This window comes from Pseudodesulfovibrio sp. zrk46, from assembly GCF_012516435.1.
Lineage (GTDB): Bacteria > Desulfobacterota > Desulfovibrionia > Desulfovibrionales > Desulfovibrionaceae > Pseudodesulfovibrio.
Window position 1 is genome coordinate 2979458 of the sequence record NZ_CP051216.1, and the last position, 16078, is coordinate 2995535.

Here is a 16078-nt window from a genome sequence, read left to right on the forward strand (position 1 = left end):
CTGATAAATGTATCTAAGGCCCGGTATAACCGGGCTTTTCTTTTTTCTGCGTTTGCCCTATAAATCACTATAGTGCGAAAATTTTCTCCAATGGATGTATTCATGGTGCGTGTTGGGTTTTTCTGTCTTTGCTTGTTCTTGATGCCGAGTCTATCCTTTGCTGCGGAGGAAGGGAGTGATCTTTCGTCTCTTGACGTCTATTATCTGGAGTTTCCTCCATATTATTATACGAATCAGAATCATTTGCCCGACGGATTCCTTTTGAAAATAGCAGATGAGATTTTTCGAGAAGCAGACATTGCTCCAGTATATCAGAGCATGCCTGCAAAAAATATTTTGCAGAAAATGCGTTCGCTGCATCCCGCTGCATCTGTAGGGTGGTTCAAGACTAAACAGCGTGAGATGTGCGCCAAGTTTTCCTTACCTATTTATACCAGTGAACCCTTGGTCGTCTTGTATCTCAAGAAGAATGAAGCTCTGTTCGATGGAGTGGATACTTTGCAGGGATTGTTTGGCAGCAAAAGAATCATTTTGGGCATGTTGGATGGCTACTCGCTTGGGGCCCGAGTGGACGATCTGATCGAGAAATATGCTCCTCAATCGGTGGTTGTTCAAGGTGGCTATCCTCAGTTGATCCGACTTTTGTCCACGGGGCATTTTTCCTATTTGCTTGTTGCACCAGAAGAAGTCGGTGAGTTGATCGCTATGAATTATCTTGCTTCATCTCAATTCGCGCAGAAGAAAATGAAAGATATGCCACCAGGCAGTGTGCGTTATTTGATGTTTACTCGAGGGGTAGACGCAAAAGTCGTAGAGCGTGTGAATAAAGCCATCAAACACCTTGGATATTATTGATAAGCAGCCATTATTTAAAAGGAAAAATGGTGTGCGATATATGGTTGATGGTTTGGAAAATGTCTATCCTTGTATTTTTCTAGATTTTTTTTAACAAAACTTCCTTTATATCGTTGACTTCCTGTCAGAAAGTTGACAGGGATGATGTATATTAAAGAAATAGTCGAGGCTCAGTAAGTGCCTCGTCGAATATATCCATGCGACTTCGGAGGGAAAATGGCGCTCAACCTGGACGGCATCATCGGTGACAGCCCGGCGTTGGCCGAAGTTTTTAAAGTCCTTGAAAAGGTTGCCCCTACGGACAGTACTGTTTTGGTGACCGGTGAATCCGGCACAGGTAAGGAGCTCCTCGTACGAGCCTTGCATCAGAACAGTGTGCGACATGACAAGGCGTTTGTTCCTATTAACTGCGGAGCTATTCCCAAGGAACTGCTTGAGTCCGAACTCTTCGGTCATGAGAAGGGTGCATTTACTCATGCTGTACGTTCCAGGCCGGGACGTTTTGAGCTTGCTGATGGCGGTACAATCTTCCTCGATGAAATCGGTGAGATGGACCTGAGCCTCCAAGTCAAGATTTTGCGAGCTCTTCAGGAGAAGGAAATCGAGCGTGTTGGTGGAACGACCATCAAGAAAGTTGATGTCCGGGTAGTCGCTGCTACCAACCGAGATCTTGAGGATGAAGTTCGAGCAGGGCGGTTCCGAGAGGATTTGTTCTACCGTCTCAACGTTATCCCCTTGCATCTGCCCCCACTCCGTGAGCGCGGTAATGATATCCTGCTTCTCGCTGACCATTTTCTCAACGGGCATTGCTGCAGCAAGGCTCGCAAGAAGCTTACTGTTTCTGAAAAAGCCAAGGAAATGTTCCTAACGTATTCCTGGCCGGGAAATGTCCGTGAGTTAGAAAACTTTATGGAGCGGATGTCCATCCTGTGCGATTCCGAAGAAGTGCAGCCCGAAGATTTACCTGAAAAAATATTCCATGATATTGGCGAGAAGCCGTTGAAGAAAGTCGTGGAGACCATCCCCATGCGGCCTGCTGGCTTCCATTGGCCTACTCTCAAAGATATGGGCGACAAGGAACTTCGGCTTAAGGAATTCCTTGAGGCCATAGAAGGCCGCCTTTTGGCGGAAGCATTGGAGAAGGCAGACGGAGTCAAGAACAAGGCCGCTGAGCTGGTTGGTATCAAGCGAACTACGTTAATCGAAAAGCTGAAAAAGAGAGGCTTGCTGTAGTTGGTGGCAGGTGAAGTTTCTGAAATGACTGGATGAAACATTTGCCTGGTAGCACGGGAATTGCATAACCACTCGACGTGACTGTGAAAAGTGCCAAAATTTCTTACTGGCCCCTTGCGTTGGCCCTTCTGATCGGGTTGCTTAGTGCAACCCCGGCGGAGGCTCTGCGCGTTAATTTTTCGGCACAGGGTGATTCTGATAGACTTACTTTTTCGTTTGATTCCAAAGCATTACCTTCGGTTGACGTTCGTCGTAGTGGTACTAAGTCTATTACTATCGGACTGCCTGCAGGTGTTTGGAATACTGAAGCAAAGCCTACAAACAAAGATTATCCGGGTAAGCTGATACAAACCATCAGGACGACGGAAAATAGTGTCCAATTGGTCACCAAGACCAATGCGTTTGGTTTCATCAAACTGCCAACTCCAGGTAAACCGCAATTTGTTTTACAGGTTTATCGTGATCCGATCGGTGCGCGCTGGAAGCCTCGTGCTTCGCAGCCAACCCCGGCTCCTGTTGTAGCCACGCCACAGCCCCCACAACAGGAGAGTGCTCAACCTACTTCTCAGCCCGCGCCTGTCTCGCCTCGTCCAGATCCTGTGCAACAAGCGACTCCTGCCCCTGTTCAACAGGCCGCTTCATCGCAGCAAATAACGCAGCCTGCGCCCGTTCAAGGCGAAGCAAATTTACCGCCAGACAGCGATGAACGTAAACCATTTTTCTCTGTTCCGTATTCCGTGCGGACCGAGGTTACTCCTCCGGGCCAGACTCCCGCAGCAATTGGTGCAGTTGCGTCTGCGCCAACTTCTCCCTCCCCAGCACCTGTAACAACTCAGCCTTCGGTAGAGTCCGAAAGCGGCGTGTATCCACCTTCCAGTGAACTGCGATTCAAAGCTGTGAACAAAATGGCCGAGGAAGTTAAGTTTGCCGAACTAGCTGGTAAGGAATCTGGGCGTGCTCCGGTTGTGGGGCAAGTCTCAAAGACCGTTGCGCAGCCAGTCGTGGACAGTGGCAACGCTGTTGGTGGACAAGTTGGAGGGGCGGATGGCGGTGTATCGCAACCTATCGTCCAGAGCGATCAGGTTACAGGTACTGTGTCGCCTCCTCCTGTGAGTTCCGGTGAAGGACAGGCTGGGGGCTCTGTAGCACCTCCGCCGGGTGCGCAGCCGGTGCAGCAGCCTGTATCACAGCCCGTACAGCAGCAAGCAGTCACACAGGGTGTTGAGCAACCTAGTGGGGGAGTATCTGGCGTTGTAGCACCACCTCCGGGAACACAAACCGTTTCTGGTCAGGGATCTGTCGGCGGTGCCGTTGCTCCGCCACCAACGGTGGTTGAAGGGGCTCCTCCGCCAGCACCGACTCCCGAAGAATCACAGCAACTTTCAGTGGCTGAGCAGATTGCCCAACAGGAGGGTGGTACTGTTGCACCTCCGCCGGTACAAGCTGATGTTCAACCGGCAGAAATGGCCGTAGCTCCCGATGATGCGGTTCAGCCGGGTACGGAAGGTGAACCTCCGGCCATGGATAATGCCACAGCAGCAGCCAAGGCTCGCGAACAGGAAATTCGTGACAAGTTGTACGAAGCGCAAAACATGATGTTCAATGGCGCTCTTGCCACGGCCTTGCCTCTCTACGAGGAGATTCTCAAGCAGCCGGATGTTCCAGATGATGTGCGTGAGGAAACGCTCTATGCCGTTGCGGACATCAAGAAAGAGATGCACAAGGATGAGTTGGAGGATTATTTTGAGGAGATCTCTCAGGCCTTTATTGAGGCTATGAACTCCAACCTTCGCTCCAACCGTGTGCCGCGCTCTTTGCTGAACTTAGGCTTGCTTAATCTTCGTGTGGGTAATTTCCCTGAGGCCAAAGCTTATTTCAAGATTCTTCAGGAGAAGTATCCTGATGACGATAATATTCCTTCCATCAGTTACTACTGGGGCGAATATTATTATCGAAAGGGTGATTTTAAAAAGGCCGCGGACCAATTCCAGTATCTTATTCAGACCTTCCCTGAACACGAACTGGTCAAGCAGGCTGCCTATTATCTTGCTGATTCTCTTAATCGTACCGGTTTCGTAGATCAGGCCTATCAGATCGTGGACTACATCGATAAACGCTGGCCTGATTATTACATGGAAAATCCACAGTTCCTCCGTCTCGCGGGTAATGTGGAAATGAAGCTTCGCAAGTGGCCCCAAGCCAAGAATCATTTCTTTACATATTACAACCTCAACCCAGAGGCAGATGGTTCTGACGTTGTATTGGCCCGGTTAGGTGATATTTACATTCGCGAAAACGAAAAAGATGCAGCCCGGTTGATTTATCAGAAGGTTGTTCAGGATTATCCTGATAAGGAAGGTGGCCTGGTTGCCAAGATGCGTTTGGCTGAAGAGGGTATTTATGATGAGCCTGCTATGGCAGCCATGGCGACGGTATTCGACAGGCCCTACAACAAGCGCCCGGAGAATATCTACAAGGAGATCATCAATGACCATCCGGAAAGTCCATTAGCGCCTATTGCACAGCTTAAGCTGGCCATGTGGTACGCATTTAATAAGAAGTATCCAGAGGCTCTCGCTGCTGCGCAAGATTTTATTGAGAAGCATCCAGATAGTCCCTTTGTTGATCGTGCCCGTAAGCTCGGTGACTCCGTCTTTGCTTTAGCAGTACCCGGGATGGTTGCTGAGGAACGATATGGTCGTATCGTCCGCTATTGGGAAACGTATGACTTTATTGGCACTGAAGATACCAAGGTCGATGATCGTACACGGTTGAATGTCGCTACTTCTTATTGGAAGGTGGACCAACCCGTTAAGGCGTTGGAGATAATCAAACCGTTTCTGGGCAAGCGACAGATTCCTGAGATTTCCGATGAGGCTCTCGGGCTGGCTGTAAATATCTATCTGGATGAGCTTGCATGGAAGGAGATTGCCGATCTCGTCGCAATGGCTAAGTCCAACTGGAAGCTCAATCCAGAGCAGTTGCGTCAGCTTGATTATGCTCGGGCGATGTCGCTTCAAAATCTCGGTGATAGCAACAAGGCTCTCGCTATGTGGGCAGAACTCGCCAAAGATACCAAAGTTGACCCTGCTTTCCGTGCGTACGCCATGTACTACATGGCCAAGGCTGCAATGGAGCGTCAGGATCTGCGTAAGGTCTTTGTCTACGCCCAGGAAGCTCTTTCTTTGTTACTCCAGACCAAGGGAGACCCAGAGAAGATTAAGGACGTTGTGCTCATGTCTATTTACGCTACAGAGCGCTCTGGGCGATACACTGAAGCTCTCAAGTGGGCTAAGCAGTATGATGAGTACATAGACGTTGATAATCCCGAGTGGGCCTCCACTCGGTTCAAGCTCGCTCGCATTTATCGTAAAGCTGGAGCCATGGATGAGTGGAAACAGCTGCTCACTGATATTATCGAGAAGAAGCCTGAGTCGCTTCAGGCACAGCTCGCCAAGTCGGCCTTGGATACCTATGATCTTGAGCAGCAAGTTCAGCAATACTCTCCTGCTCCACAGTAGGAGTTCCTGCCCTCGTCGCTATATAATTGCGGTGGTATGTCGTAATAGGCATACTTCCATAGTAGCTTGATCAGTTCGAAATTCAGGAGAAACACTATGGATAGACAGCCGGTAGTGGCGGGGAGATTTTACGATGCAGACCCCGCTCGTTTAAATAGCATGTTGGATGGCTTCTTGGGGCTTGCAGAGGAAAAGAAAGAGGAGCGTACGCTTCTCGCAATGGTGCCTCATGCTGGATACGTTTATTCCGGCGCTGTTTGCGGTAAAACGCTTGCCATGTCTAATCTGGCGTCTACCATTTTGCTTTTAGGCCCTAATCATACTGGTCGAGGTGATCGTTTCGCATTGTGGGCTGGGGGAAGTTGGGGCATTCCCGGTGGGCAAGTGCCAGTGGATGAGGAGCTTGCAAAGGTACTACTGGATGCTGACCCGATGATTACTGCAGATACTGATGCACATGTTGGTGAGCACTCTTTGGAAGTGATATTGCCATTCTTACATCGTTTAAATCTAGATGTCAGTGTGGTTCCTATTGCGATGTCGGCTCATGTATTTGATGATGTCGCTACAGTCGGTAAAGCTATTGGCCAAGCGCTAAAGGAGTTCGATCGACCTGTTTCTATCGTGGTGAGCTCGGACATGAGTCATTATATTTCTGATGATGAAGCCCGTAAAATGGATGGGTTGGCATTGGCTGCAGCCTCTAGTTTGGACCCCAATATTCTTTTCAGTACAGTCCGTGAGCATAATATTTCCATGTGTGGTGTCTTACCTATGACTACAGGGCTTTTTGCGGCCTTGGAGCTAGGTGCCACCAAGGCTGATTTGGTTGCATATGCCACCTCCGGTGAGGTCTCTGGCGATTTTGAGCAAGTCGTAGGGTATGCGGGGGTCATAGTCAGTTAATATTCATATTGATATTAAAGCAAACAGGGCATTCCCAGATGGGAATGCCCTGTTTGCTTTAAGACGAAATCGTCTTAGTTGGTACGGAAGGAATCTCGGGTAAAGAAACAATAAAACTGATTGTCAGGGTCACTAAGGTGAGGGTAGCGCTTTTCAAAAGCTGTGAAAGCTTTGGTGGGCATAGAATCCTTTCGAAACCAGCGTTGAGCAATATAGGTTTCGATTGTTGTAGCCAGGGCGATCATTGCGACCGCCAGTACCCCCAAAACGAAATAGAGTTCAATAAGCATTGTCTTACTCCTTGCAGAATTTGCCATTAACATACTCCAAATAATGCATGGGTCAACGAATGAGCCAAAAGAATTAATTCACAAAATTTTAGATATGAGCAGATGATTCTAATAGGCTAAAAAATACAAAAAGCCTCCTTAAAGGAGGCTTCGAGATATAACTTCCGGCAACCTGCCGGATTATTCTAAACGTTTCATGAGCCGCCGTTATAGCCCACCGTAACAAAACCGCCTTCAACTATGACCGGGACTCGCCGTCTGTCATTTGAGAGTTCCAGCATCTTGTCCATCTGCGTTGGGTCTTTGAGTACGTCAATAAACTCTGCGTCTCGGTACGCATCTCGCGCCCGTTTGGTATGTGGGCAATTCGCCTTCCCATAGATTGTGATCTTCGCCATGCAGAGACTCCTGTTTACTACTCGATATCACTCCCCAACAGTTTTTGTCCACTTTCCACGTAAAACAGGAGGAAATCGGGTGTGGCGAGTGCTTGATTGGTAGTCAGAAACAAAAAAACGCCCGGTTCAGCGAAAGCCGAACCGGGCGAGATTTACTTAGTGGGGAGGCGTCTAGCGACGGCCACCTCGGCCGCCACGGCCACCGCGATTATCACGGCGTCCGCCACGGTCACCGCCGCGAGGAGCGGGGCGCTTGAAGTCGTCGAGGTTCACTTCCTGGCCAGCTTCTTCCATCAGCCAAGCCTTACGGGAGAGGCGGATGCGTCCGCCGGGCTCCAGTGCGATGCACTTGACCATGACTTCCTGACCGAGCTGAACAACATCTTCCACACGCTCAACACGTTCGAAGTCGAGCTGGGAGATGTGAAGCATGCCTTCCTGACCGGGCAGGATTTCGACAAGAGCACCCACTTCGAGAATCTTGCGGACGATGCCCTTGTAGTTCTTGCCGGGTTCAGGCTTCTGGTCGTAGTAGAGGACCATTTCGCGTGCCTTTTCCATGGATGCCATGGTCGGGGCGAAGATGGAGATCTTACCGGAATCTTCGATGTCGATGTCGGCTTCAGTCTCAGCAGTGATAGCCTTGATGTTCTTGCCGCCGGGTCCGATAACGGAACGGATCTTGTCGGGATCGATGTGAACCACGTCCATCTGCGGAGCGAGCTCGGACAGATTTTCGCGCGGTGCAGCCAGTTCCTCACACATGTGGTCGAGGATATGGGTACGAGCGTCCTTGGCCTGGTAAAGAGCCTTCTTCAGAACGTCCTGGGGGATACCAGCGATCTTGATGTCCATCTGGATAGCGGTGATGCCGTCCTTGGTACCAGCAACCTTGAAGTCCATGTCGCCGAGAGCATCTTCGTCACCGAGGATGTCAGTGAGGATGAAGTAGTCTTCGCCTTCCTTGCAGAGTCCCATTGCGATACCGGCAACAGGCTCAGAGATGGGCACGCCTGCGTCCATCAGGGACAGGGTGGCGCCGCAAACGGAGGCCATGGAAGAGGAACCGTTGGACTCCATGATCTCGGAGACAACGCGGATGGTGAACGGGAAGTCTTCCTGGCTCGGGAGAACCGGGGAGATAGCGCGTTCGGCAAGGGCGCCGTGACCGACTTCGCGACGGGAGGTTCCACGCAGCATACGAGCTTCACCGACGCAGTACGGCGGGAAGTTGTAGTGCAGCATGAAGCGCTTGGTGGCGTCACCGAGCAGGGAGTCGTAACGCTGCTCATCACGGGTGGAGCCGAGAGTGGCGACAGCCAGAGCGGAAGTCTCACCGCGGCGGAAGAGAACGGAGCCGTGAGTCTGGGACAGCAGGCCGGTCTCGATGGAAAGCGGACGAACGGTGGTGGTGTCACGACCGTCGATACGCAGACCTTCTTCAACAATGCGCTTGCGCACGATCTTTTTGGTCATGGAACCGATGACATCACCAACAGCCTTGAGCTTGGCTTCGTCTTCGGGGAATTTTTCAGCAACGGCTTCTTTGGCCTTCTTCTTCGCAGCGTCTTTGGCAGCGTAGCGGACCATCTTTTCGGGAGTGGTCAGTGCTTTTTCGAGGTCTTCGGTGATGAAGTCGCCGAGGAATTCGACGAGTTCTTCGTCCTGCTTGGAAGCTTCCACTTCCAGCTTGGGCACACCGACCTTCTCGCGGAGTTCGTCCTGAATGTCGAAGAGCGGAGCAACCTGCTCGTGACCCCAGGCCAGAGCGTCGGCAATGATGTCTTCGGAGACAAACTGAGCGCCACCTTCAACCATGACCATAGCGTCGCGGGTAGCGGCGAAGACCAGGTTGAGGGTAGAGTCTTCGTTCATACCCTTGTAAGTGGGGTAGAGAACGAATTCATTGTTCACGTAACCTACGCGGGCACCAACGATGGGGCCGAGGAAAGGCATCTTGGAGATGTGGCAGGCTGCAGAAGCACCAGTCAGGGCCAGGACGTCCGGGTTGACGTTCTTGTCAGCGGACAGGACGGTGGCGATGATCTGCACTTCGTCAGCGAAACCGTCGGCGAACAGCGGGCGGATGGGACGGTCGATCAGGCGGGAGACCAGAGTCTCGTGCTCGGAGGGGCGACCTTCACGGCGGAAGTAGTTGCCCGGAACGCGACCGGCTGCGTAAGCCATTTCCTGGTAGTTACAGGTCAGCGGGAAGAAGCCGCGGTCAATTTCCAGCGGCTGGGTCACGGCGGTGACCAGCACTTCGGTGTTACCGGAAGAAATGGTCACGGCACCGCTGGCCTGACGAGCGTACTTTCCGGTTTCGATGGTAATGTCGATGCCGCCAACGTTCGCAGTGACGCTGGTGGAGTCGAAGGGAATCATAGTCATAGAGTTCTCCTATGATGTAATAGATGAACCACTACCTGCGTATGACCCTCGAATGTAGGGGTTAGCCGGCTTGGGGAAGAACTCTTGAGAATAGGCGCTCAAAAACGCTTTCCGCAGCCAACTAAGCTCGTCGCTTGAGGGGCATGTGGGGGAGCAGTGAAAAAGACGGCTCCGCCGCAGGGAGTGGTAGTAAAAGGGTCGGGGGAAGCTTACGCCTCCCCCGAGAAACTATCGTGTCAAAGAACTACTTGCGCAGGCCGAGGCGACCAATCAGGTCACGGTAGCGCTGGATGTCCTTGTTCGCCAGGTACTTGAGAAGTTTGCGGCGCTGACCAACCAGCTTCAGAAGACCGGTGCGGGAGTGGTGATCCTTCTTGTGGGTCTTGAAGTGGTCTGCAAGGTACTGGATGCGTGCGGTAAGCAGTGCAACCTGAACCTCAGGGGAGCCGGTGTCACCTTCACAGGTCTTGTACTCGTCGATAATCTTCTGCTTGTCTTCAGCAGTCATAACCACAGCAGTATCCTCCTACTTTAGGGGTTGTTGTATATGTTTGCTTTTCGTGCGTCCGAGACAGGCTAGTCCTGTCCCCAAAGACCACGCAGGATCGACCACTTGGGTCGGTTGTCCTGGAGTTTTGCCTCCACCAGTGCAAGCGGATTACCTTCAGGATCGAGCAACATTGCTTGATCGCCAAGCTCTCCGCTGAGCAATTCCCCGGATTCTTCATTGACCGGCAACCAGGCCCCGTTCTTCACGAGTCCTGTCAGTGCTTCAGTCAATTGAAAGCGGGGCCAGTGAGGGAGGGTATCCCGAAGCGGGATTACCTTGTCCGAAAAAGATTCCGGACTCTCCAAGACGTCTGCGAGATTATGAGCCTGATCGAGTCCAAAAGGCTCGCTCTGCTCACGGTTCAGGCTGGTCAGCACCGCACCGCACCCCATTCGTGTCCCCAAGCTGTGGACCAGGGAACGTATGTAGGTACCGGCGGAACAACTGACCCTGAACGATGCCTCGGGCATTCGCACGTCCAGCACTTCCACATGAGAAATAACAATGGGCTTAATTTTGACCGGTATTTCCTCGCCCGCACGGGCCAGAGCATACAGCGGTTTACCCTTATGTTTGGCAGCCGAATAGGCAGGAACTTCCTGCTCTGTCAACTCTTTCCAATACAAAATTTCACGTTTGACATCTTCAGCAGATGCGGTCACTTCGGCTTCAGAGACTACTTCTCCTTGAATATCAAGGGTGTCAGTCGTAATCCCTAGCTTAAAGGTACCAGTATAGGTTTTGGTCGCGCCAGTCAAATACGGGCCGAGCTTGGTACCATTGCCGAGCATAACCAGCAGCACGCCGGAAGCCATGGGATCAAGAGTTCCGGCATGGCCAATTTTGAACTGCTTGAGCTGGTGCTTTATGTCATTTAGGCAGTCCGCCGAAGTCGGGCCGGACGGCTTGTTGAGCACCAGGACGCCGTCCTGCTGCTCTTTACTACGTTTTCTTTTTCTGCGTCCCATTTACTCGATACCCAATTCATCCCTAATAACGTCCACCAGCATGGTTTTAGCTTCTTCCAGCGGAGCTTCGATACTACCGCCGGAGGCGTTTTTATGACCGCCTCCGCCAAATCGGGCAGCGATACGCTGGACATTGTCTTCGCCGTAAGAGCGCAGGCTGAACTTATAGTTATTCAAACTTTCCTCTCGCAGAATAGTTGCAACGCGTACAGTCTTGAGACGGCGGATGAAGTTGATAATGTTTTCAGTGTCTTCGGAAGTGGTTCCGGTGCGTGCAAACATGTCGGCAGTGATGGCCCCAAGGGCGATCTTCTTTTCTGCATACAATTCAACGCTGTCCATTACCTCTGTCCAAAGGCGCATACGCTCTTCACTCCATTGTTTGGTGATGAGCTTGTTCATAGTGGCCATATCTAAGCCGTGACGCAGCATGTGTGCGGCCAATTCGAGGGATTCAGGTGTCGTGGAACCATAGGTGAAGAACCCAGTGTCAGTGGCTATTGCGAGATAAATACACTCGGCCAACCCTCCAACAAGAGGAACATTCAGTTCTTGAGCCAACTCTGCCACCATGGTGCCCACGGCTGGTTGACGGACATCAACCCAGTTGGCTTCGCCGTAATCACCATTGCCGATATGATGGTCAATGTCGATGATACGCGACTCATCAATGCGTTCCATCAATGCGTCCCCGATTCGATCTTTAGCGCCGCAATCGAGTACGATGGTCCACTTGGGCATAATCTCTGGCAGAGTGTTCGTCACCGAAGTTGGCTTGTTCACAAAGTCGTATCGATTCGGTACGCCAGAAGGATTGTACAGTACGTACTTTTTGCCCAACGCTGAAAGGATGTGACCCATAGCGCAGGTGGACCCGATAGCATCTCCATCCGGGTTGTAGTGCGAAGCAACGAGAAAATCGTCCTCGCTCTGCAGGATTTCGCTAATCAGTCGAATTGGGCTTTCCATAGACCACGTCCTCGAGAAAATCGTCGAAAATGAATCGCAGTTCAGGGGCGTACTGAAGCTTCAGGTTTCTGCTGAGACGGGACCGCAGAAAGCCTGCAGCCTTTTCCAATCCAGTTTGAACTTCCTTGCGGTGTTCTTCGTCACCAGAAACAGTGTAGAAGATTTCCGCAATGCGAAGGTTTGCGTTCATGCGCACGCCGGACAAGGTTACGAGTTGCAGACGAGGATCCTGGGCTTCCTCCACCAAGAGGGTGCCAACCTCACGCATGATCTGGTCGCCCATGCGAACGGCGCGGCGGGAAGATGATGCTTTCATAGTTATGTACCTTTTATGAAACCCACGTTGCATTACGCATTGTGCGGGTTGGAATTAAAAATATAGTTAGTCGCTATCGCTGAAAATTTCTGTGTTGCAGTGAGTCAATTCGGCAGGGGAGATGGCTTCAACCATAGCCAGAGCTTTGGAGAGACGGCTTTCTACCCGTTGTATTTCATTGGCGTTAGTAACTACACCCAACACAAGCTTGTCGTGTACATCCATGGCATCAACCTCGGAGACTGCGATGTTAAACTTGTTTCTGAGTTTCTGTTTCAGACTCTGGGCGACCTTACGCTTGCCTTTTAGGGAGCGGTTGCCGTGAAGCCTGAATTCGAGAGTCAATACGCCTATTATCATACTACAACTTAACCTTAAATAAGGCGGGCGACCCACAAAGCAATGGATCGCCCACCTGTTTTATCTATTTAGTCCTAGCACCTGCGGCGCTATAGGATTCAAAAGGCTGCACGTAAAGCCGGCCTTTTTAGTCGATCGTTCTGGCGACTTCCTTGGTTTCGAATGCTTCGATGGCATCGCCGACCTTGATGTCGTTGAACTTCTCGAGTCCGATACCGCATTCGAAGCCCTTGGCTACTTCCTTAACGTCGTCCTTCATGCGGCGCAGGGAGGAGACGGAACCGGTGTAAATAACAACACCGTCGCGGAGCAGGCGAACCTGACAGTTGCGTGTGATTTTGCCATCGGGGACGAAGCAACCTGCAATGATGCCGACCTTGGGTACGGAGAAGGTCTCACGTACTTCGGCTTGGCCGAGGTAGACTTCTTCGATGTCCGGAGCAAGCATGCCAGACATTGCGTCCTTAACTTCCTGCACCAGCTTGTAGATGATGTCGTAGAAGCGGACTTCAACGCCTTCGTGCTCAGCGGTCTCCTTGACCTTCAGGTTCGGACGCACGTTGAAGCCGATGATAATGGCGTCTGATGCGCTGGCCAGCAAGATGTCGGATTCAGTAATTGCACCGGCGCCGCCGTGAACAACGTTGATCTTGACTTCGTTGGTAGAGAGCTTGTGAAGAGCTTCTGTGACAGCTTCCAGGGAGCCCTGTACGTCTGCTTTGAGCACGAGGTTGAGATCCTGAGCCTTGTCATCGGGCTTGGAGGCCAGGAAGGACTCCAGGGTGACCTTGGACTTGGCGGAGAGGATTTTCTCACGCTGCTTCATGGCACGAGACTGGGCGATACGGCGAGCCATCTTTTCCTCACCGACAACGAACAGTTCATCACCGGCTTCAGGCAGGCCGTCAAAGCCTTGAATTTCAACAGGCATGGCCGGACCAGCGGTCTTAAGCTTCTTGCCCTGATCGTTGAACATGGCACGAACTCTACCGTAGTGCACACCACAGACGAAGGAGTCGCCTTGGTTGATGGTGCCCTCGGAGATGAGCATGGTCCCCACAGGACCACGGCCTTTGTCCAAGCGAGCTTCGACGATATGGCCGCTAGCGTGCTTGTCCGGGTTGGCCTTGAGTTCCAGAACTTCCGCCTGGAGCAGAACCATTTCGAGCAGTTCGTCGAGACCGGTCTTCTGTTTAGCGGATACGTGGGCGAAGATAGTGTCGCCGCCCCAATCTTCAGGGACGAGTTCCAGTTCGGCCAGCTCTCGCTTGACGTTATCGGGGTTAGCGCCTTCTTTATCCATTTTGTTGACCGCGACCACAATGGGAACACCTGCAGCCTTGGAGTGGCTGATAGCTTCACGGGTCTGGTCCATAACACCATCATCGGCAGCAACAACCAGGATGACGATATCGGTCACCTGTGCACCGCGCATGCGCATGGTGGTAAAAGCTTCGTGACCAGGGGTGTCCAGGAACACGATTTCGCCGCGAGCGGTCTGCACGTGGTATGCACCAATGTGCTGGGTGATGCCGCCAGCCTCGCCGTCAGTGACGTTTGAGAGACGGATAGCATCCAACAGGGAGGTCTTACCGTGGTCAACGTGACCCATGATGGTGACGACCGGCGGACGGGGCTTGAGATCTTCATCTTTGTCTGCCTGCGTGGGAGCGAGGAATTCCTGCTCATCGAAGGAGACGTTTTCGACTTCGTAACCGAACTCGCTAGCGAGCAGAGAGGCTGTGTCGAGGTCGAGGGACTGGTTGATGGTGGCCATAACGCCCATGGCGAACAGAGCCTTGATCAGGTCCTGAGCTTTGGTACCCATCTGGTGAGCCATGTCAGAGAGGCGAATGGCCTCGTCGAACTTAATCTTGCGCTTTGCCTGCTTCATGGGTGCAGCCTGAGGCTGCTGAGAATGCTGCTGGCCGCCTTTGCGTCCCTTCCTCTTGCGGCCTTTTTTGCCGCCAAAGGCTTCATCAAACTGGTTCTTATCGTTGCGGTTGCCGAATTCGACTACGCGACGATCTTTTTTGCCTTTCTTCTTCTTGCTGCGACCATCAGGCATGGGCGGCTGAGTTGCAGGCATACCAGGACGGCCTCCGCCTGCAGGACGACCTCCACCAGGACGACCGCCACCAGGACGACCATCGCCGGGACGACCTCCGCCGGGACGACCTCCGCCGGGACGACCTCCGCCTGGGCGACCGTCGCCGGGGCGACCGTTGCGACGAGCAGGCTGAGACATGGCTTTGGCTTCTTCACGAGCTTTCACCTCAGCCGGATCAGGCATAGAAATAATGCGAACCTTAGGAGCTTCAGGCTCCTTTTTCTTTTTCTTTTTCTTTTTCTTGTCGTCAGCTTCAGCCTTGGGCTCTTCCTTGGCTACGGGCTTCTTCGCCTCTGCCTTCTTTTCGGAAGCAGGCTTGTCCTTTTGAGGTTTGGCTTTGGCTTCAGCCTTTGCCTCTTCCTTCTTCTCGACGGGCTTTGCTTCTACAGGAGCTTCGGCTTTTTCAGGCGCGGGTTCGGGGGCGGCCTCATCTGCCACAGCTTCCACTACCGGGGCCACTTCGACCTCGGGCTCGGGCTTTTCTTCGACGACAGGCTTGATGATCTTAATCTTGGGCGCAGCCGGTTTGGCCGCTTTTTTAGCTGGCTTCTTTTCAGCTTTCTCCGCTTCAGCTACGGGGGCAGCTGCCTCAGCGGGAGCTTCCACAGGCATTTCTTCCACTTTCGGGGCGGGAGCTTCCTGCACTGGTTCAGCCTCGACTTCGGACGGAGCCTCGGCCGTTTCTTCTGCTGCAACCGGGGCTTCTGCCTCGGCCTGCGCTGGTTTCTTGCGCCTGCGTCGTACAACGACACCGGTGCTAGTCACTCGGCGGACTTCTTTCTTTCCGCCAGTAGTCTTCATCTCCGCCTTAAGGCGGTCCACATCCTCGGCTTCAAGAACGGTTTTCTGGCTTTTGGCCTGAATCCCGATTTCACGAAGCTGTTGAATAATTTCCTTGTTGCTGATTCCAAGCTCAGCAGCCAAGTCTTCTACCCGAACCTTTGCGGTCATTTAAAAACCCCCTTGCGTTTCTTTATCAGACCCTTGATCATTTTCGGGAATATCTCCCGGCAACGGGTCTGGACGCATACGTAAAAACCTCTACCCGGCATATTCATTTCCGGGTCGTGAACCGGACCGTCCGTTTCCAGTTCCTTCAATGTATCCGGACACACGTACCGTGAGAGCTCCCTTTTAGGGTGCCTTTCACGGCAGACGACGCACATGCGAACAGGTTCATTTTTCATAACCGTATCGCCCGTGGGCGCCGT

Annotated in this window: 15 protein-coding genes; 4 read left to right on the forward strand and 11 right to left on the reverse strand. The window is 52.2% G+C overall.

The window, feature by feature from the left end; translation table 11 throughout:
- The first annotated feature begins 90 nt into the window (after positions 1 to 90).
- Both HFN16_RS13425 and HFN16_RS13430 read left to right on the forward strand, forming a co-directional pair.
- Positions 91 to 855, forward strand: a complete 765-nt coding sequence (locus tag HFN16_RS13425) for a transporter substrate-binding domain-containing protein (RefSeq protein ID WP_168891242.1) — start codon at positions 91 to 93, stop codon at positions 853 to 855.
- Positions 856 to 1071: 216 nt separating this feature from the next.
- Complete coding sequence (locus HFN16_RS13430) at positions 1072 to 2088, forward strand: sigma-54 dependent transcriptional regulator (protein ID WP_168891243.1); 1017 nt, start codon at positions 1072 to 1074, stop codon at positions 2086 to 2088.
- A gap of 558 nt (positions 2089 to 2646) precedes the next feature.
- Here HFN16_RS13430 and HFN16_RS18925 read toward each other — a convergent pair.
- A complete protein-coding gene (locus tag HFN16_RS18925; RefSeq protein ID WP_247648339.1) occupies positions 2647 to 2805 on the reverse strand; it encodes a hypothetical protein in 159 nt (52 codons plus the stop codon).
- Between the two features lie 143 nt (positions 2806 to 2948).
- On the opposite strand from HFN16_RS18925, the gene HFN16_RS13435 reads away from it, so the two are divergent.
- Together HFN16_RS13435 and amrB are read left to right on the forward strand one after the other, a co-directional pair.
- Positions 2949 to 5609 (forward strand): tetratricopeptide repeat protein, encoded by a 2661-nt coding sequence (locus HFN16_RS13435; RefSeq protein ID WP_247648340.1) that lies wholly within the window; start codon positions 2949 to 2951, stop codon positions 5607 to 5609.
- A gap of 96 nt (positions 5610 to 5705) precedes the next feature.
- Positions 5706 to 6515: an AmmeMemoRadiSam system protein B gene (gene amrB, locus HFN16_RS13440; RefSeq protein ID WP_168891245.1), complete on the forward strand. Its 810-nt coding sequence runs from the start codon at positions 5706 to 5708 to the stop codon at positions 6513 to 6515.
- 74 nt (positions 6516 to 6589) lie between these two features.
- Here amrB and HFN16_RS13445 read toward each other — a convergent pair whose 3' ends face one another.
- From HFN16_RS13445 to HFN16_RS13490, 10 genes are all read right to left on the reverse strand, one after another.
- The gene (locus tag HFN16_RS13445) at positions 6590 to 6805 is read right to left on the reverse strand and encodes a hypothetical protein (RefSeq protein WP_168891246.1); all 216 of its coding nucleotides are present in this window, start codon (positions 6803 to 6805) and stop codon (positions 6590 to 6592) included.
- Between the two features lie 194 nt (positions 6806 to 6999).
- Complete coding sequence (locus tag HFN16_RS13450; protein WP_168891247.1) at positions 7000 to 7203, reverse strand: UXX-star (seleno)protein family 1; 204 nt, start codon at positions 7201 to 7203, stop codon at positions 7000 to 7002.
- A gap of 171 nt (positions 7204 to 7374) precedes the next feature.
- Positions 7375 to 9594, reverse strand: coding sequence for a polyribonucleotide nucleotidyltransferase (gene pnp / locus HFN16_RS13455; protein WP_168891248.1), 2220 nt, complete (start codon positions 9592 to 9594; stop codon positions 7375 to 7377).
- A 244-nt stretch (positions 9595 to 9838) separates the two neighbouring features.
- Complete coding sequence (gene rpsO / locus HFN16_RS13460) at positions 9839 to 10108, reverse strand: 30S ribosomal protein S15 (RefSeq protein WP_168891249.1); 270 nt, start codon at positions 10106 to 10108, stop codon at positions 9839 to 9841.
- Positions 10109 to 10170: 62 nt separating this feature from the next.
- Complete coding sequence (truB, locus tag HFN16_RS13465; RefSeq protein WP_168891250.1) at positions 10171 to 11112, reverse strand: tRNA pseudouridine(55) synthase TruB; 942 nt, start codon at positions 11110 to 11112, stop codon at positions 10171 to 10173.
- The gene (locus tag HFN16_RS13470; RefSeq protein WP_168891251.1) at positions 11113 to 12081 is read right to left on the reverse strand and encodes a bifunctional oligoribonuclease/PAP phosphatase NrnA; all 969 of its coding nucleotides are present in this window, start codon (positions 12079 to 12081) and stop codon (positions 11113 to 11115) included. It lies immediately after the preceding gene.
- Positions 12056 to 12397 carry a 30S ribosome-binding factor RbfA gene (rbfA, locus tag HFN16_RS13475; RefSeq protein WP_168891252.1) on the reverse strand — a complete coding sequence of 114 codons (342 nt, stop codon included), beginning with the start codon at positions 12395 to 12397 and terminating at the stop codon, positions 12056 to 12058. Before rbfA ends, HFN16_RS13470 begins: the two co-directional genes overlap by 26 nt.
- Before the next feature lie 66 nt (positions 12398 to 12463).
- Complete coding sequence (locus HFN16_RS13480; RefSeq protein ID WP_168891253.1) at positions 12464 to 12757, reverse strand: DUF503 domain-containing protein; 294 nt, start codon at positions 12755 to 12757, stop codon at positions 12464 to 12466.
- 127 nt (positions 12758 to 12884) lie between these two features.
- A complete protein-coding gene (infB, locus tag HFN16_RS13485) occupies positions 12885 to 15818 on the reverse strand; it encodes a translation initiation factor IF-2 (RefSeq protein ID WP_168891254.1) in 2934 nt (977 codons plus the stop codon).
- Positions 15815 to 16054 carry a DUF448 domain-containing protein gene (locus HFN16_RS13490; protein WP_168891255.1) on the reverse strand — a complete coding sequence of 80 codons (240 nt, stop codon included), beginning with the start codon at positions 16052 to 16054 and terminating at the stop codon, positions 15815 to 15817. The genes infB and HFN16_RS13490 overlap by 4 nt, the downstream gene beginning before the upstream one ends.
- Between the last annotated feature and the right edge of the window lie 24 nt (positions 16055 to 16078).